This window comes from Bacteroides thetaiotaomicron VPI-5482, from assembly GCF_000011065.1.
GTDB classification, from domain to species: domain Bacteria; phylum Bacteroidota; class Bacteroidia; order Bacteroidales; family Bacteroidaceae; genus Bacteroides; species Bacteroides thetaiotaomicron.
The window spans coordinates 580227-598422 of sequence record NC_004663.1 but is presented as its reverse complement, the minus strand read 5'-3'; the positions used below and the strand labels follow the sequence as shown (position 1 = coordinate 598422).

At 36.9% G+C, this 18196-nt stretch carries 15 protein-coding genes; all 15 read right to left on the bottom strand.

Features of this window, described 5'->3' with window-relative positions; translation table 11 throughout:
* Positions 1–3: 3 nt before the first annotated feature.
* The gene (locus BT_RS02375) at positions 4–2748 is read right to left on the bottom strand and encodes a SusC/RagA family TonB-linked outer membrane protein (RefSeq protein ID WP_011107291.1); all 2745 of its coding nucleotides are present in this window, start codon (positions 2746–2748) and stop codon (positions 4–6) included.
* A 250-nt stretch (positions 2749–2998) separates the two neighbouring features.
* Positions 2999–5437: a GumC family protein gene (locus BT_RS02370; RefSeq protein WP_011107290.1), complete on the bottom strand. Its 2439-nt coding sequence runs from the start codon at positions 5435–5437 to the stop codon at positions 2999–3001.
* Positions 5438–5449: 12 nt separating this feature from the next.
* The gene (locus BT_RS02365) at positions 5450–6250 is read right to left on the bottom strand and encodes a polysaccharide biosynthesis/export family protein (RefSeq protein WP_008766005.1); all 801 of its coding nucleotides are present in this window, start codon (positions 6248–6250) and stop codon (positions 5450–5452) included.
* A gap of 53 nt (positions 6251–6303) precedes the next feature.
* Positions 6304–7710 carry an undecaprenyl-phosphate glucose phosphotransferase gene (locus tag BT_RS02360; protein WP_008766006.1) on the bottom strand — a complete coding sequence of 469 codons (1407 nt, stop codon included), beginning with the start codon at positions 7708–7710 and terminating at the stop codon, positions 6304–6306.
* A gap of 57 nt (positions 7711–7767) precedes the next feature.
* Positions 7768–8592, bottom strand: a complete 825-nt coding sequence (locus tag BT_RS02355) for a glycosyltransferase family 2 protein (RefSeq protein WP_011107289.1) — start codon at positions 8590–8592, stop codon at positions 7768–7770.
* Between the two features lie 156 nt (positions 8593–8748).
* Positions 8749–9855, bottom strand: coding sequence for a glycosyltransferase (locus tag BT_RS02350; RefSeq protein WP_011107288.1), 1107 nt, complete (start codon positions 9853–9855; stop codon positions 8749–8751).
* Positions 9852–10322, bottom strand: coding sequence for a D-glycero-alpha-D-manno-heptose-1,7-bisphosphate 7-phosphatase (gene gmhB / locus BT_RS02345; protein WP_011107287.1), 471 nt, complete (start codon positions 10320–10322; stop codon positions 9852–9854). Before gmhB ends, BT_RS02350 begins: the two co-directional genes overlap by 4 nt.
* Before the next feature lie 15 nt (positions 10323–10337).
* Positions 10338–11045 carry a nucleotidyltransferase family protein gene (locus tag BT_RS02340; protein WP_011107286.1) on the bottom strand — a complete coding sequence of 236 codons (708 nt, stop codon included), beginning with the start codon at positions 11043–11045 and terminating at the stop codon, positions 10338–10340.
* 4 nt (positions 11046–11049) lie between these two features.
* A complete protein-coding gene (locus BT_RS02335; RefSeq protein ID WP_011107285.1) occupies positions 11050–11643 on the bottom strand; it encodes a D-sedoheptulose-7-phosphate isomerase in 594 nt (197 codons plus the stop codon).
* Between the two features lie 13 nt (positions 11644–11656).
* A complete protein-coding gene (locus BT_RS02330) occupies positions 11657–12703 on the bottom strand; it encodes a dehydrogenase (protein ID WP_008766012.1) in 1047 nt (348 codons plus the stop codon).
* A 30-nt stretch (positions 12704–12733) separates the two neighbouring features.
* Entirely contained in the window at positions 12734–13675 is a 942-nt protein-coding gene (locus BT_RS02325) for a glycosyltransferase family 2 protein (RefSeq protein WP_008766013.1), read from the bottom strand.
* 9 nt (positions 13676–13684) lie between these two features.
* The gene (locus BT_RS02320; protein ID WP_008766014.1) at positions 13685–14443 is read right to left on the bottom strand and encodes an acyltransferase; all 759 of its coding nucleotides are present in this window, start codon (positions 14441–14443) and stop codon (positions 13685–13687) included.
* Positions 14444–14450: 7 nt separating this feature from the next.
* Complete coding sequence (locus BT_RS02315) at positions 14451–15665, bottom strand: glycosyltransferase family 4 protein (RefSeq protein WP_008766015.1); 1215 nt, start codon at positions 15663–15665, stop codon at positions 14451–14453.
* A 6-nt stretch (positions 15666–15671) separates the two neighbouring features.
* On the bottom strand, positions 15672–16901 hold the full coding sequence (locus tag BT_RS02310) for a polysaccharide pyruvyl transferase family protein (protein ID WP_011107284.1): 1230 nt from the start codon (positions 16899–16901) through the stop codon (positions 15672–15674).
* Positions 16901–18163: an O-antigen polymerase gene (locus tag BT_RS02305; protein WP_008766017.1), complete on the bottom strand. Its 1263-nt coding sequence runs from the start codon at positions 18161–18163 to the stop codon at positions 16901–16903. The genes BT_RS02310 and BT_RS02305 overlap by 1 nt, the downstream gene beginning before the upstream one ends.
* Between the last annotated feature and the right edge of the window lie 33 nt (positions 18164–18196).

The following is an 18196-nucleotide window of genomic DNA, read 5'->3' as shown; positions in this document are numbered from 1 at the left end:
CCGTTAAAAGTTAATACTCAATCCCAACGTGTAAGTCCGCGCTAACGGATATCCGCGTTTATCGTCCAGCCCCAAAGTGGAGTTGACCGTCGAACTGTTGATCATGGGCGAAAGACCTGAATAGCCGGAAATCGTCGCAAGGTTGTTGACTGTAAATGCCAGTCGCAGGGAGCGAACATATTTCTTTAGTTTCTGCACCTTTTCTATCGGTACGTTCCAGCCGAGTGTCACGTAGTCGAAATTGACATACGCTCCGTTTTCCAGCCAGTAGTCGGTGGCGGTCTGGTCTTTGATATTGCGTGCGGGAGCTTCCTGCATCACATTGTAGTCGGGGAATATATTCATGTTCATATAGGTCAGGGAGGTTCCGTTGTATATTTTGTGTCCGAAGGCGCCGTTGATCTGTACTGAAATATCGAAACGCTTGTAGCGGAAACTGAGGTTCGATCCGAGAATCGTTTTTGGTACGGCTTGCCCGGCTACATAGCGGTCTTCGCCATCTTCGAGGCTGACGCCGCCGCCATTGAGGTCGGCTATGTCATAGGTGTAGCCGCCGTTTCCGTCGGAAACGAGTCCGTTGGCACGTGGCAGGTAGAAGACACCCAGCGGCTGGCCTACTACTTGATAAACGATGTGGTTATAACCTCCGTGAAAGCCGGCTCCGTCGAGGCTGGCGAGACTCTTGTATTCGGGGGCGGAAATCAGTTCGCCATTGTACATACCGCTCAGAGAAAGCAACTTGTTCTGCTGGAAGGTGATGTTGGCGTTGATGTTCAGTTCCATGTCCTGAGTCTTCAACGGGGTGATGCCGATGGCTATCTCCAGACCGCTGTTGCGCATGGAGCCGATATTCGCCAACAGGGTGTTGTAGGTAAAGGGCGGTACGCTTACGTTGTAGAGGTAGAGCATATCCGTCGTTTTGGAGTTGTAATAATTGGCGGAGAGCAGCAGGCGGTTGCCGAACATGGCAAGGTCAATACCTGTATTGAAGGTATGTTTCACTTCCCATTTCAAGTCGGGATTCGTGTTTCGCAAGTCTCCCAATGACACGGCTGCCGAGTTTCCTACGGGAATCACTCCGTTCGGTTTGACAAGGCTCAGCGTGGTGTAGGAGTCGATACCGCTCTGATTGCCAGCCAAACCGTAACCTATACGGAACTTCAGATTATCAATCACGGGGAGGCGTTTCATGAACTTTTCCTCACTGATCACCCATGCAGCGGAGACGGAGGGAAAGAATCCCCATTTGTGATTGGCTCCGAATTTGGAGGAGGCATCGGTACGGGCGGTCATTGTCAGACTGTAGCGGTCGGCATAGGTGTAGTTGAAGCGTCCCATGAAGGAGGCCAGATGCGGTTGCTCGTAGTACGAGTTGGTTCCCTCCCACGGACGGAGAGCGCCGGCTTGCAGATTGTGGTAGCCGAATTTATCTGTATTGAAGTTGGTGACTGTGGTATAGAATCCGGTGTATGTCTCCTTCTGGAGTTCCGCCAGTGCCAGCGCGTCGAAGTAATGCTTCTTCCAGCCTTTCTTGTAGGTCAGCATCATGTTACCCAGGAGGGATTCCATCTTTTTCGTGCCTTTGTATGCCTGTCCGTGCGCCCAGACGGAGGTGGGCAGGTATTGGGAATTTTCGATTATGTTATAGGTATAAGCACCGAAGAGAACCAGTTTCAGTTCGTCCATCAGATTGAAAGTCAGACGAGCGTGAGTACTGATATGCGAGGTGGCGTCATGATCCTGTACTTCCATCCATGCCAACGGATTCGTGATCTGACTGGCGGTAGTGATTCCGTCCCATGAACCGGAATCGGGGTCTTTGTGATTGGGGTATGTGGGATTGAAAGTGGCGGCAGAATAGAAGGTTTTCTGAAGGTCTACCAGATTGTGATTCTTCTGGATAGAACCGAACATGCCCAGTTCGCAGTTCAGAAAACCGTCGAACATCCTTTGGGTCATGTTCATATTAGAGGTGAAGTTCTTCATGTCCTCGTTCAGTATGACTCCCTGACGGTCCATGAAACCGAGAGATACACGGTAGCTGGATTCATTCGAGCCTCCATAAAAGGCGATGTGGTGGTTCTGTTGCAATCCTGTCTGTTCTATTTCTTTCTGGAAGTCGGTGTTGTTTCCTTTGTCCAGTATGGAGATGCCACGTTCAGATGCGACCCGGCGGAAGTCATCTGCTGACAGCATTTTCAGATTCTTATAGACGGTGGATATACCGAAAATACCGTTATAACTCACTTGCGTTTTACCGCTCATCCCCTTCTTGGTGGTGATTTCGATGACACCGGAGGCGCCTCGTGATCCGTACTGTGCCGTTTCGGAAGCGTCTTTCAGGATGGTGAAGCTCTCTATGTCTGTAGGATAAATGGAGGTAAGCATACTCAAATCGCCGAAGACTCCATCGACGATAATCAGCGGGTCGTTTCCGCTGGTCAATGAGGTGGTTCCTCGCAGGCGGACTGCATCTAAGGCGGCGGGACCGTTTGTCCCACGCTGGATGGTCAGACCCGGTACTCGTCCGCGTATGGCTTCCAGCGGATTCGTGATCTGGTCTTTATTCATCTGTGTCTCCGTGATTTTCTCCACTGATCCGGATATGGTTTTTAAACTTCCGGTGGCGTATCCTACCGTTATCAGAGAGTCTATCGGAGTGATCGTTTTTCTCTGGGCAAAGGCACTTCCACTGGAAGTGATCAGAAAGAAAAGGCTCCAAATAGTAAGTCTGTAGTGTTGTTTCATAATTATCATTTTTTAAGGGATAATACAAATATAACAAAAAAAACGGGCATCTGGTTGTCCGGATACCCGCTTTTCTTTGATATGGGATATAAAAATTATATTGTCAACGTAGATGAATACAACAAACCGCTTGATTGGGGAAAATCAAGCGGTCGGCTATATCTGACTGACTATATCTTGGGGGATATACTGTGGTCAATCAGATTGAAACGGGCTATCGTTTATTCTCAGGTTTATTCTTAGAACCGGATTACGATTTAGCACCTTTTTCCTGTCCGTAACCGTATCCGTAGCCATAGCGTTTGCCATATCCATAGTACTTGCCATACTTACCGTAGCCGTAGTAGTAGCCATACTTCCTGCGTTTCAGGTCTACGCCATTGATTACAGTACAAAGGTTAGGCAGTTTCTTTTCTTCGGCAAGTTCGTTGATCAGTGTGTACTCTACTTTATGGGTATAGTCGGCACGGCATACGTAGACGGACAAGTCCGCTACACGACCGATCAATAAGGTATCGGTAACCATACCTACCGGTGCGGTATCCAGAATCACATAGTCAAAGTTCTTCTTCAATATCTCTATTGCCTTGTCCAGACCATCACGCGCTAACAGCTCGGTCGGATTAGGAGGAACCGTTCCACCGGGAAGGATATACAGATTCTGATTAATATCCGAAGGTTGTACCAGACTCATCAAATCTGTTTCCGGGTTTGCAAGGTATAAGGTAATCCCCTTCTCTTTCGTCGAAAGACGGAAGACTTTATTCAATCCCGGTTTGCGGATATCAAGCCCTACGATTACTACTTTCTTTCCTAATAAAGAGAGACTGATGGCTAAATTGGCGGAGATAAATGATTTTCCTTCTCCACTGACGGTAGAAGTCACAAGAATCACTTTCTTGTCATTCTGAAGCATGAACTGAAGGTTGGTACGGATGTTTCGGAAGGTCTCGCTCATCAGGTTGTTCTGATTCTCAAAGACGGCAATAGAACCGTCTTTTTCGTTCTTCTCGTCGGTTAATGGGATATCACCGACGATAGGAATAGTTGTCAGTTTCTCGACATCTGCACGACCTTCGAGTTTAAACTTGGTCAGGCCGATCAGGTAGATGATGCCTACGGGGATGCCAATGCCTAATACTAAAGCGATCAGATAAATCATTCTACGCTTAGGAGAAACAGGGATATCATCAGCGATAGCTTCATCAATGATCTTTGCATTGTTTGCAGTAGCTGCCAATGCTATGGCGTTCTCCTCACGCTTTTGTAAAAGCATCAAATACAGTCCGGCTTTGATTTCCTGTTGACGGGCAATACTTACAAACTGACGTTCTTGTCCGGGAGCATCACTAATACGACGAGAAAAACGGCTTGCTTCACGTTCAAGATCAGCTTTTGTAATTAATAAACCTTTCAATGATCCGTCAAGGGTCGCCTGCACATTCGACTTCATGGCACGGATGCTTGTATCCAGATTGATAATCGTAGGATTATTTTCTGTAGAAGTACGTAATAAGCGCTTCCGTTCAACTAACATTTCATTATATCGTTCAATCGTTGCAACCAATCCTGGATCTTGCAAGCCTATATTACCCGGAAGAACTTCGTATTCATTTCCTCTTATATATTTCCGCAAATCTTCAATAAGGCTGATTTGTGTCCGGTTCTCTACTCTCTTCTTTTCATATTCGGCGTTACCGGTCAAGGCAATTTGCGCTTCACTAGTCAAGTCGGTAATACCGGCATTACGTTTAAAATTCTCAAGATTTGCCTCTGTACTCCCAAGCTCCTTGGAAATAATATTGATACGTTCATCTATAAATTCAGCAGTCTTTTGAGCAATCTCATTTTTATCATTATTCGTATTACGGTTATACATTTCTAATAATTGATTGATAAAATCTTGCCCACGTTGCAAACTAGAGTTCTTCAATGAAATCACAGCTACCGAAGTCGTTTTAGAAGTAGGCTCAATTTTTAAATTTTCACAATACGCCCGTGCTACTTTCATAGGTGATTTAATCTTAGCCGTAATATGCCGTATATTTGAAGACGCTTCCATTGTATCTTTCTTCAATGATAAGGAATCTGGCGATTGAAAAAAAGCTAAAGTTCCCTCATCCATCGGGAATACAGCTGGCAATTTCTCAAAATGCTTTTGGTATTCTTTATCACCAACTGTAACATTTACCTCCAAACCACCTTCTCCATACAATGCCATCTCAACAACCATAGGATCAGTTAGTTTCTCAGCTTCTTGCGGAGTCAAACTAACTAAAACAGGAGAAGTTTTATACATATTCTTTGAAGGAAATCCATCTTCATCTGTATATGATACATATAAGTTTAACAGATTGATTACTTCTTTCACTAAAGTCTTTGAACGTAAAACTTCAAGTTCATTATCTATATTCTGAGAAGAACTAATCAAGCCACTTAACCCTAATTCTTCCAGTCCTACCATACTTCCTGTATTGCCACCTTTTTTGTCATCCTTTATCAAAACTGTTGCCGATATATTATAAACAGGAGTGGCCATACGCAAATATATCCAAGCTCCAATAAGACAAACTAAAACGGCACCGACAAACCACGGCCAATGAATAATATATTTAAAAAGTAATTGTTGAATATCTATTTTCTCGTCCTCAGTTTCACACTGTCTTTCGTTTACTATTTCTTCTTTCATTTTTTCAAAACGTTATTTTAAGATATTAAATAATAAGCTGGCAAGAGAAACTAGGATAGATGTAGCAGAGAACCATAGACTCGTACTATTCCCAATATCCGAGTTACGAGCTTTTGCCTTATTAGGTGTTACATAAACGACATCATTTTGCTGTAGCCAATAATATGGAGAAAGAATTGTTTCTGATTTATTCAAATCAAGAGTTATAATTTCTTGCTTACCTGTGGCATCTTCACGAATCAGTTTTACATTATCCCGCAAGCCATACACCGTCATATCCCCTGCCATAGCAAGCGCCTCCAATAAATTGACTTTTTCATTAGAAATAGTAAAAGTACCCGGACGAGTGACTTCACCTATCACTGAGATTTTATAATTTACCATACGCACTGTAACGATAGGCGTTTCTTTCATATAGGGTTTCAACTTTTCTACAACCATTTGTTCTGCCTGTTTCTTTGTCAAACCACCTAGTTTTAACTCTCCCAATACAGGAAAAAAAATCTTTCCTTCATTATCTACCAAGTAAGTTTGTAACACAGGTTGTGTAGTAGCTAAAATATTAGTAACAGACAAATTTGTTGGACTGGCAACTGTCAAATTAAATGGTGCAGCCAACTCCGGACTAGTACAGGAAACTACGATAGTCAACAAATCTTTAGGCATGATCTTTGCATCATACAAATTCTCTTTCTGTTCTATTTGATTTACTACTTCTGTATCCTGCAAATAAGGTACTTTCTTGTAGGACTGGCAGGCCGTAAACAGAAAAGGCAGTAACACTACAAAAATCAATTTATTCAATATTCTCATAACTGTGATGAATTAGATATCTATTCTTTTATACTTTGTTGTTTTATTACTAATTAATACGCTTCTTTTTCTCCATGAATAGCATTATATACTGTTTTATAAATAATATACAAATCAAGCATAAACGTCCAATGCTCAATATACCAAATATCACGACTAACCCGTCCTTCCATTTGCCAAAGTTCTTTAGTCTCTCCACGATAGCCTGTTACTTGCGCCCAACCAGTTATACCAGGCTTCACAAAATGACGAACCATAAATTTATTAATCACTTGGGCATATTCCTCTGTATGTTTCAGCATATGGGGGCGAGGACCAACAACAGACATATCACCCATCAATACATTAATAAACTGAGGCAATTCATCAATACTCGTTTTACGAATAAACTCACCTATACGTGTTTTACGAGGATCATTTGCTGTAGCTTGAAGAACATCACATTGTGCATTTACTCGCATAGAACGAAATTTGTAACACCAAAATTCACGACCGTCTTCACCACTACGTTTCTGTTTAAAAAAAATGGGCCCCGGCGAGCTGATTTTAATAGCAATCCCTATTATTATATAAACAAAAGGGAAAATAGTACACAAGAATATCAATGAAAATATTATATCAAAAAATCGTTTTAAAACACGATTCTCACGAAGTTCCAATGGTTCACGACGAATAGATAATACTGGTACATTACCTAATAAATCAAAATACATCCTGCGCTTTAAATAGTTACGGACATTGGGAACACTAAAAAAACGCACCAAGTGGTTCTCGCAATAATTAATGATCGGAACAATCTCCGCACTCCGTACAGAAGGAAGACTACAGTAGAGTTGTGCAATTTTACCTGAATTTCTTTCTAAATACTCAATCGCCTCTTTCGGCTGTCCCAAATATGCAACTTCTTCCGGATAATAATCGGATGGGGAATCTTCAAAATATCCCATTACACGGTAGCCTGAAGTTGGATCATCTGTCATTGAATGGTAAAGTTCCTGCATATTCTCGTGACTGCCCACCAATACAACCATGCGAACATTTCCTCCTTTTTCACGATAAAGCTCCAAAAAATAACGAAAAGCAAGACGATAACAAATCAAGATGATCAGTAAAGCAACATAAAACAATCCGAACAACCGAGAGCGGAAAAATTCAAAATGGAAAAGAGACAAAAAGCAAATGGAAAATAAAATAAAAGGAACCATATTACGAAGTACACGAATCATAATCTGTTCCGGACGAACAACTGGATGATGCAAAATAACCCCTGATTGAATATTGCAAACCAGATAGCATAGACTAAGCAGAACCATCCCTTGATAAAGAGAAGTTAAATTACCAGAATAAAAGCGACTGCCCAAAACCAGTTCAAATCCCCATAGCAATGAATTCAACAAAATTATATCCCCAAAAAGGACACAAGATTTTAAAACTTTATTAAAACGTTGGATCTCCTGCATAGAACGATGTTATATAATAGATTTTAATATTATTTCTATAAAACCACATTTATTCTTCTAATAATATTCTAGTTTTGAGCAAGCTTGCATTTTAGAACAAAAGCTTCCAATCGAACATCCATGTTTCTTAAAGAAAACAAACATACTCTGTAAATGAAGAAGCGCCTTTCGACCGATTTTAGAACTTCCACGAAGATGGTTATGAGTCATTATAGATTCAGGAAAATAAATGACAGGACGATTACATTTCCAAGATCGAAGACAAATATCTTCATCTTCCATATATAAAAAATAATTCTGATCAAACCCGCCTAAAAAAGCATAAAAATCTCTCCGCATAAATAATGCTGCGCCAATAGCCCAATCTACAGGTTGTATCTTTGTTGTATCCATGTTTTTACAAAGATACTTATTCACTATCTTACTGGTTGTTTGATCATTACCTTTAGATAAAAATCGAGAGAACAGAACTTTTAATGTAATAAAACTTCTCACAGAATATTGAACTGTCCCATCTGGATTCAATAGTTTTGGTACAGTAATGCCTATAATAGGATGCTTTTCAACATATTCATATAGAAAATCTAAACTCCCTTTATGCAAAACAATATCCGGATTAATAATAGCAATATATTTCCCTATTGAGGCTAATACTCCTTTATTATTATTTTCTCCAAATCCTAAAGGTTTTTGATTCTCAACGATCCTTACTTGAGGATAATTTTGTCGGATATATTCAACAGTACCATCTGATGAACAATTATCCACATAAATCATTTCAATACTTGCTTGAGGAATATTCTCTTTATATAAAGAACGTAATAATACTTTAAGGTATAAAAGATGGTTCATACCGACCGTAATAATAGAAATATCAATCATATTTATCGAGGATTAACAAAGGAAAATTGAATAAATTAATTCCAAATAATATATCTATTAAACTAAATATATAGACTTTCACTATATGATTGTAGTTATATTAAATCTGGCAGTAAAGACTAAACAATAAACTCACACATATCAACAATAAATCACTCAAATCCTTTTAATATAGTTTGTTATGGAATCCGATTGATATGTCTTAATAAACATTTCTTTCGTTTTTATTCTTTCATCTATATTCAAATTGAGACATTCCATACATCTAATATAATCCTTTGGCGTCTCAGCAATGAGCATAAAGGAATTAAATAAAGGAGGAAGACCTTCAAAAGCAATATCAGTTCCAATAACAGGAATGCCACATGCCAAAGCTTCTATAACCTTGACTTTAATACCTGCCCCTGTAAACAATGGGGATATCAAAGCTTTACTCTGAGATAAAATCTTATATGGATCATCTACAAAGCCAAGAATATCTAAATTCAAATTCGGAACTATATTTTTCACATCTTTATTAGGAAATCCACGTCCTATGATTTTAATATGTACTTTTTTTCTCAATAATGGACCTACAGTATTAATAAACCACAAAGCCCCTTCCGCATTTTCTTTACGCCGCCAATCGCCAAACATTGTGAAATAATCCTCAACTTTATCGGGACTTTTATTAATAATTTGTTCATCAATATAGTCTAAACAAAGATTAGTTTCCTTATGATAAATCTGTTTTATTAGGTCACAATCTTTTTGTGAAAAAGAAAAAATATGAGCATTAGGCAGATTCAAGGACATCCGTTCCGAGAAAATACATATCTTCTGCATTAAATATGAAGAAGAACGAAGCACACGTTGTGCAATTACATCATGGCAAAGTAATATTTTAGGAATACGTTTATCAATATATCGTCCATACAAGAACATATTACTATGATTAAAAATCACAACTTTATAATGATTCATTTTAAGCAAATCCCTAACTCTTCGAAGTATCAGCCAATTAAAACGTATAGAAAAAGTAGGATGAACAAAAGGAAAGTTGCAAATATTTTTTAATTTAGTCATTATCGAGTTACGAATTGTTAGTTTCGTATTTACATTTCCTCTTTCGGGCACATAATCATTTTCCCAATCATATTTAAAATAAATCAAATCAACATCATAACATGAAGCTAAATCATTCAGCATTATCATAGTGTTTTTTTCACCTGCTGCTGCCTTATTGGGAACATATGCTGTCAAAAACAAAATTTTCTCTTTCATATAACTTTAATTCCTACAATACCACAATTCTTAGCAAATTTTATATCACTATCACTATCACCTATCATAAGGCACTTAGCTTTATCAATATCTGGATAATCTCTCAATATTTGAAGAAACATACCTATTCCCGGTTTACGGTTAATATCAGAATCCGTCAAAGCGGTACAATAATAAATTCTATCTATTCTCCCTCCATAGTTCTTAACTTCAGAAATCATTCGCTCATGTATATGTTTTAAATCCTCTTCACTCATAATTTCCTTCCCTACTCCACGCTGATTAGTCACTATAAATATATATTTAAAATGGGTATTCCAAGCTTTCAAAATTTCAAGTACTCCAGGAAGAAATTCAAACTCTTCCCATTTTTTCACATAGTCATCTGGACGAAGTCTGTTAACCACTCCATCACGATCTAGCAACAATGTTTCAAAACCAGTTACATCAATATCTTGTAGTCTCATTATAGAAAGAATTATTTAGAAAAGGAGATCTGAAAATTCCGCATTGGCCTTGTCGTAATCTTCGGGAATACCAATATCAATAAAATATCCATTTTGCACCACACCATAAAGTTTTCCTAATAAACATTGGGGTTGAAGAACTCCTGTCTCAAAAGAAAATCTCTGCGGTAGTCTGTCGAATATCGGTTCTAATGTATTGATAATATATATACCACCATTAATCAAGCCTTTCTCGCAATATTTTTTCTCATCAAATCTCCTAATCTGATTAGTATCTTCACATATCTGTACATTTCCGTAACGGTCAAAGTTTTCCATTGGCTTTAATGCCAGTGTGATTGATGAAGGATATAAACAATGCCATTCATATAATTCATTCAAATTTACATCAAAGAATGTATCGCCATTCAAAACAATAATATTAGGTTTACTAGTTCTCTTTAAGGCTAGTTTTATTCCTCCACCTGTCCCTAATGGTTCGTCCTCCACGGCATATTCGAAAGCAAAAGGAAACTCATCTTTACACTCATCAATCCAATCAATAATAACACCGCGTAAATAACCCAAAGATAGAATTACTTTTGATACATCAAATTTTGTAAGATATTTCAGTAAATACCACAAAAAAGGTTTGTTTGCTATTGGCGCCATACACTTGGGTACTTCATTTACTACACTACGCAAACGAGTCCCAAATCCACCAGCTAATATGATAACTTCCATAAAATTATTTATTATATTCTTCCCCGAAAATATTCTCTTCCACAATACAGCAAATAATATGTCCTATCAATGTTTGACATTCCTGTATACGAGGGGTTTCAGCACTAGGAACTTTAATGACAATATCAAAATCATCCATTTTACAAGACTTCATACCTGTAAGAGCAATCGTCGTAATCCCCTTTTCTTTACATATAGGCAAGGCATCTACAATATTTTTCGAATTACCTGAAGTAGAAATACCAATAAAAACATCTCCTGCCACACCTTGTGCCTGGAGTTGGCGTGTAAATATTTTATCATATCCATAATCATTACCAATAGCTGTAATAACACTGGTATCCGTAGTTAAAGCTATTGAAGGAATTCCCGGACGATCAAAATAAAACTTACTCACAAATTCGCCGACTAAATGCTGAGCATCAGCTGCACTCCCCCCATTACCCGCAAACATCGTTTTATTTCCTCGACGATAGGCCTCAGTACATACGTCAGCCGCTTTAGCAATAGCCGCTATCACTTCTTCATTTTTAGAAAGTTCCGCTTTCACTCGCTCACTCTCCGCTACTTGTTTTCTTACAATATCAATACTTTCCATACTTATGCTATATCTATTTCTGAACTTTATCTGTTGAATAAATCTTCCATCCGTGTGCACCGTCATCAATAAACTGAAATGGCATAACAAAACCATTCAAATTATTTAAAGCCCGTACCACTTCTTCTTTACGTGTCGGCTCAACCACAAACATGATAAATCCTCCCCCACCTGCTCCACTAACCTTACCGGCCATAGCACCGGCACCAGTGGCTACATCAAAAGCTTCTTGAATCATCGGATTAGTAATGGCGCCAGCCATCTTCTTCTTATTTTCCCATCCTTCACCCAAAATACGAGCAAACTCCCCAACATCCCCCTTCAACAAGGCTAATTTAGTATCAATAGCACTCTGTTTAATCTTATGCATCGCCTCTATAGCGGTTTGATTACCTTCGCTCGTATTTTTCTTCTGCTCATTAATAATAGCAGCAGAAGAACGAGAACGACCTGTAAAATATAGAACCATACTTGACTCTAATTCATCCACAATCCAACGTTTCATTTTTAGCGGATTAACAATCACCAAATCATTTTGCAAGAATTCCATATAATTGAATCCCCCAAAAGCTGCTGCATATTGATCTTGCTTACCACCACTCAATCCCAAATCCTTACGTTCAATTTCATAAGCTAGACGCGACGTCTCGTAATCTCCTAAAGGAAGTGACAACCACTCAATAAAAGCCTTTAATATACAAACAACCATAGTAGAGGATGTTCCTAATCCTGATCCAGCAGGCGCATCATTATAAGTTGTTATTTTGAATGACTTAGGCTCAAGCCTATAATCACGAATAATACGGTTATACACACCTTTTATGAGACTTGCTTCTCCATCAATCTCTAATTGAGACATAGAAAGGTAACTTTTGCAACATTGTGCATCATAAGCATTAATCTCAATCCTACCGCTGTTGGTCTCTTCAATAGTACAATAAGCATATAAATTAATTGTTGCATTGAGAATCAACCCTCCATAAATATCACTATAAGGTGATACATCACTTCCACCACCAGCCAATCCCAGACGTAATGGCGCTTTACTTCTTACAATCATTTTATTGAAATATATAAATTATTCATATAGTCAAAAATATAGAACATCCTTTACTCTTTTAGCTAGCTGAATGAAACGATATGTCCAATTAATGATAAATGCATCATTGAAGGAAATAATATTTTTTCCAACCGCCTTATCTAATAAGAGGCGTATTTGAGATTTTGAGATTGCTTGAGAATAATGTACCACTAAACGAAAAAAAGCATACTTTGTAAATCGGTAGACAGATGATTTATGAAAGAACTCATTTATCCAATGAGTAAACTCAATATCAGCAGTAAGCTTCCGGAGCACCATTTTATTATCCATATTAGGTGTTATATTTTTTTTGCTCTTACGCCAATATACATAATCTCCAGAAATAGTTTTAATACCTTTATCAGCTCCTATTTTCACCCATGTAGCTATATCACTTCCCCATGCTAAATCAAAGTGCTGAAAACCACCTGTACAATTATAAATATCCCTTAGAAAAATATACTCTACTACAAAACTATCTAACCGAGCCGACGCTTTCCGACGATAAAAAGTCTCACTATCTATCACCGATGGATAAACAGTTGGAATTCTCACTATCTGATTTTCGCAATCAACAATCTTTACATCAAAATGATAAATGTCAAAAGCTCCATTATCTATTGCTATTGTATTAAAAAAATATTCTACACAACGAGGCCCCATAATATCATCATCAGAAAACAGCCACAGCCAAGGCTCATTCTGTGTCAGTTGTATACAACGGTTCCATTGTGCAACGAGATCATGCCCACCAAAATTCACTTCAAATCTTCTATAAACAATATCCAATTGCTTCGAATATTGTTCTATAAGACTCTTAAAATCATCTCTACTACAATCCTCACCAATATAAACAGTGAAATCTTTACATGTCTGTTGCGCTAAAGAGAATAATACAGTCTCAAAGAAGTCTACCTTATAGGCAGGTATTACAATTGCTAATTTTTTCATTAATCAACTTTATAGAAAATGAAGATATGTCCCTCCCAAAGTATACCGCAAATCAATAGAACGTTGCGCCAAAACTTTTGCTGGTATTCCTCCACATATAGTAAAAGGCGGAATATCCTTAGTAACTACGGCACCAGCTGCTATCACTGCTCCCTCCCCAATAGTAACACTATGCAAAATTGTTACATTAGGGCCAATCCATACACGGTTCTTTATATAAATAGGACCACGATTCGTTTTCATAGATCGAAAGTATGGATCATTATAATCATGACCACCTGTCCAAAGAGAAACATTAGAAGCAATATTAACGTTTTCACCGATATAGATTCCTCCACGCCTCGCATCCAGAATACTATTATCTCCAACGACAGAACCTTTTCCTATCATCAACATCCATGGTGCACGAATTTCACTTCCATAATATAATACTGAATTCTTTTCCATTTTTACCAAGAAAATATACTTGTAAAAGAAATCACGTATATGATGTGAAGGAATATCCGAAATTATTTTGATCATCCAACGAAAATAACCATCCACAATATTGATCAATCCTCTTTTATCTATTCGTTTGAACAATTTTTTAGAACAAGAAGAAGAAGTAATGCCAGAATCCCTAATTTCACTCACCTCACCTTCAGGATTAGCCATGTTTTTGCGACGATGCAGCCAACAATAAGCCATTAGTAAAGGAGAAGTAAATAGCAGTAACCAATACTTAATAAATACAACTATTAGTATAAACAGAACAACCGATAAATTCATAATCTCATTATCGTTTCAACATTTCATTATAAATATTCAGGCGCCGCTGTACAGAAGCTTCCGGTGAATACATCTCCATTAGTTTCTCATGAGCAGCTTTTGTCAGATTATGTTGTAAAACCTTATCTGTTGCTATTTTTAAAACACCAGTAGCAAAAGCTTGAGGCTCATCAGCTATGATACACTCTTTTCCATTTATAAAATCAAGTCCTTCTACACCTACTGTGGTAGTAACGAAAGGCGAATAGAAATTGACCGATTCTAATATTTTCATACGAATACCGCTACCTATTAAAATAGGTATTACCATAATACATTCAGATATAACCATAGCCAAGTTATCTACAAAGCCACAAAAAAACAAATTTCTATACTTCTTCTGATATTCTGTTTTAATTTTCTCATCCCATTTTCCTATAATTTTAAAAGTAAAATTGGGATTTTCTTTGAGTATCAAAGACCAAACATTATCTAAGAACCAAGTAACTCCATTCAAGTTTGGATTATGACCAGAACCACCAATAAAACAGATACTACTCCGTTCACATTCCTTATATGCTATATTATCAGGTAAAGGAATAAAGGAAGGAGAAGCTGAAATAGGTGCTCTTACCCCATCACACATCAGGATATTCTTATCAATATCAGTCATTGTTATTACTTGGTCGTATTCATTTAACGCATTAATTTCCTGTATCCGTTGCATCGTGGCTAAATAGCGTACGCTAGAAGGATATTCACGCTGCTGAATCAGACGTTCCTTAGCAATGTATTGAATTTCATGTTGAATGAACACCTTCTTTACAGTATTAGGAATAGCATAAACCATATATAGCTGTTCAAAATATTCATTTTGAACAATATCAATCCGCTCTTTTTTTATAATTTCATTTACAAAATCAATATAAGCATCTTTATATATAGGTGTAGCCAAATATGGCTGTTTCAAAAATTTCCGGGTTATAATACGGTGCAGACGAAATAATGAGTATTGCGACTTGATGCCATCTTTATTTTTATAATATTCAAAAGGGTAAACTTTAACCTTTGGTAATTGTTTTTCCAACAAATATTGACAGGCCATTTGTTTCTTAAAGAATACAGGATAGATCAAAGTTATATCTATCATATTCTGCAACTCCATTAACATATTAAACGACCCCTGCTTTCCTCCGTCTGTAGCAGGATAAGGCATCCATGGCAATGTAATAAGATATTTCATAAAACATTATTTAGACTTAAAAACTTCCAAAATAGAACTCATCATTTGCTCATAGTTATTATAATAATTCAAAGCTGTTTTTTGACATGCTATTACATCAAAATGTAATATTCGATTAATCACAATATCAACAGGTGGACATTTCCAAAAGCGAGAATACGCATTGATACGATTATCAAGTAAAGAAAAACGTGACATAATATCATAAATTTTACTCGATTCTTCGACACATACACAACGTGCATATTTAAGTACACCATAGGTATCAAAACAAAAACATGGTACTGCATTATGTAGAGCCACAACAATAGGATGCATATTTTCCCCAATATATCCTTTAGCATATTTTATCAAGGCATACCAATCTAATGGAGGTAGCGGAGTAGTAATAGAAAAATCAAAATTATGCTTAAACTCAATACCAGTCGGCATAGGAAGAGCAACACATTCTAAATATAGCTTTTTCATTTCTGATTTTAATTTATCCATCCATAGCATATTATCAAGCATTCTACATTTCATGCTTACAAGAACATAATTTTCAGGCAAATGATATTTTAAAAGAATATCTTCTTTTGAAGGAATGAATTTAGCACAATTATAATTAAAGGCAAATACTGGATCGGGAGTTATATTTGGTATTATTGCCCCTTTTGTTATATAAGTAATCATATCACGAGTCCATATATCTCGAACCGAAATATATTCGAAGTGAGACAAATTATTACTCATTTTATGCTTTACCGAACGCGCTATCAATCTATATTTCGCATTCTGTGATGATGCAGACATAATCACCATTGGAATTTTAGACCCAAGTTTATCATAAAATGTACCCCAAAAAGCATTAGGATACTCACGTTCAGATGTAGTTTTATTAACACGTACAACTGTTTTGGTTGGAAAATCCAATCTACCCCAAAAAGACGAACACTGAAGAACTGCATCACTGCCAATAATTATACCTTCTATTTTTTCATCCTTTATCACTTGACAAATATCATCATCATTACGACATATTTTGGTCTGCGGAAGATATTTCTCTACAAAATGAAAATGCTCTTGTGGTTGCTTCTGAGTTTTAATACTTGTGAAACGAGCTTCAAAATCTTCTGGCTCCCACTTAATCAAAATAGGATTATATCCGTGATTCTGTAGATAGCTTATCGTAGATAGTGCTTGTAAATTAGCCCCAAAATTAGGGACATTAGCAAATGTTAGAATTCCGATCTTCATTATTTATTAATATATTTTCTTGTCCGATACTTACTAAATAAAAAGCAGAAAAAAAGAGTAAACAAAATTTCAAGATTCCCCCAATCCCCTTGAAGAACAAAGAAAAAAACACCATTGATCAGTGTGTAGGCTAACATTCCCAAAGCTATGAACTTAGGCAGTGTCAGTACATTGTAAGGTCGCATTTTCTTTACCATAAAAAACGATAAAAGCAAACCAATAACAATAGTGCCAACAAAACCAAACTCAATATTCAGACCGCCTACAAATGTATAGAATACATGGGTGTCAACACCTGTAATATTATCAAGCCACTCCCATTTTTCACGTGTTGTTTTAAAATTTGAGGAAATTCCCATAAGCTTACGAAAAAAAACAAAATATGCCTCTCCCCATGTATTACCTTTTAACTCATAGAAAAAATGTGTATTATAATTATTAAAAGACTCTCCTAAATACCGATAAAACATATAAGTGGCAAGATTACCAAAACGAGAGTTGGATATAAGAATAAAGGCTGAAGAAATAGGAACTAAGATTAAGATTAAATAAGATACAATCTTTTTTTTCAATCCTACATTCATAAAAACAGATAGAAACACAAAAATAAAAACTAAAAAGAAAAATGTCATTATCATTACGGCTCTACTTGCATATGCTGTAAACATATATACAGGAAAACATAAAGAAGTGACGAGAAATATCTTAAGAAGTTTTCTATGTGTTTTTATGACAAGTAAACCGTAAGCGGCAATCAAAATAACAACATTGCGTGCGCCCATATATAGACGACATAATATGTTAAAAAAATAATTTGGAAATTGTACAATCTCAGATTCATCATATGTATCATTACGATAATCACCAATATTTGAAGAAAGTATTGCTTTTAAAAATGAAGGAAATAAAATAATATATAACACTATCTGAATAAAAAGAAGTATCCAAACCAAATTTATGAAGAAGTTAGAATTTAACGTTTCAATTCGAGTGATTCTAGTATTATCATATCTGATAATAGGATATGCAAAAAGAAAAATAACAGGTATAAGATATAAAAATGGTATAATTGAATACGTCTCCCTCCCCCGCATATAATGAAACAACTCGTGCTCATGATACAGTAATGCTCCCCATGCACAAATCGAATAATATGCCAATATATAGAAAGCGATATTTAACTTCCTATTTTTCCAATAGTGGTAAACTGCTAATATAGAAAAGACAGCAGCGTTAAATATCAATATTTGTAATTCTGACATTTATTTGATTTTTTGTTCACCCATAAATAGCTT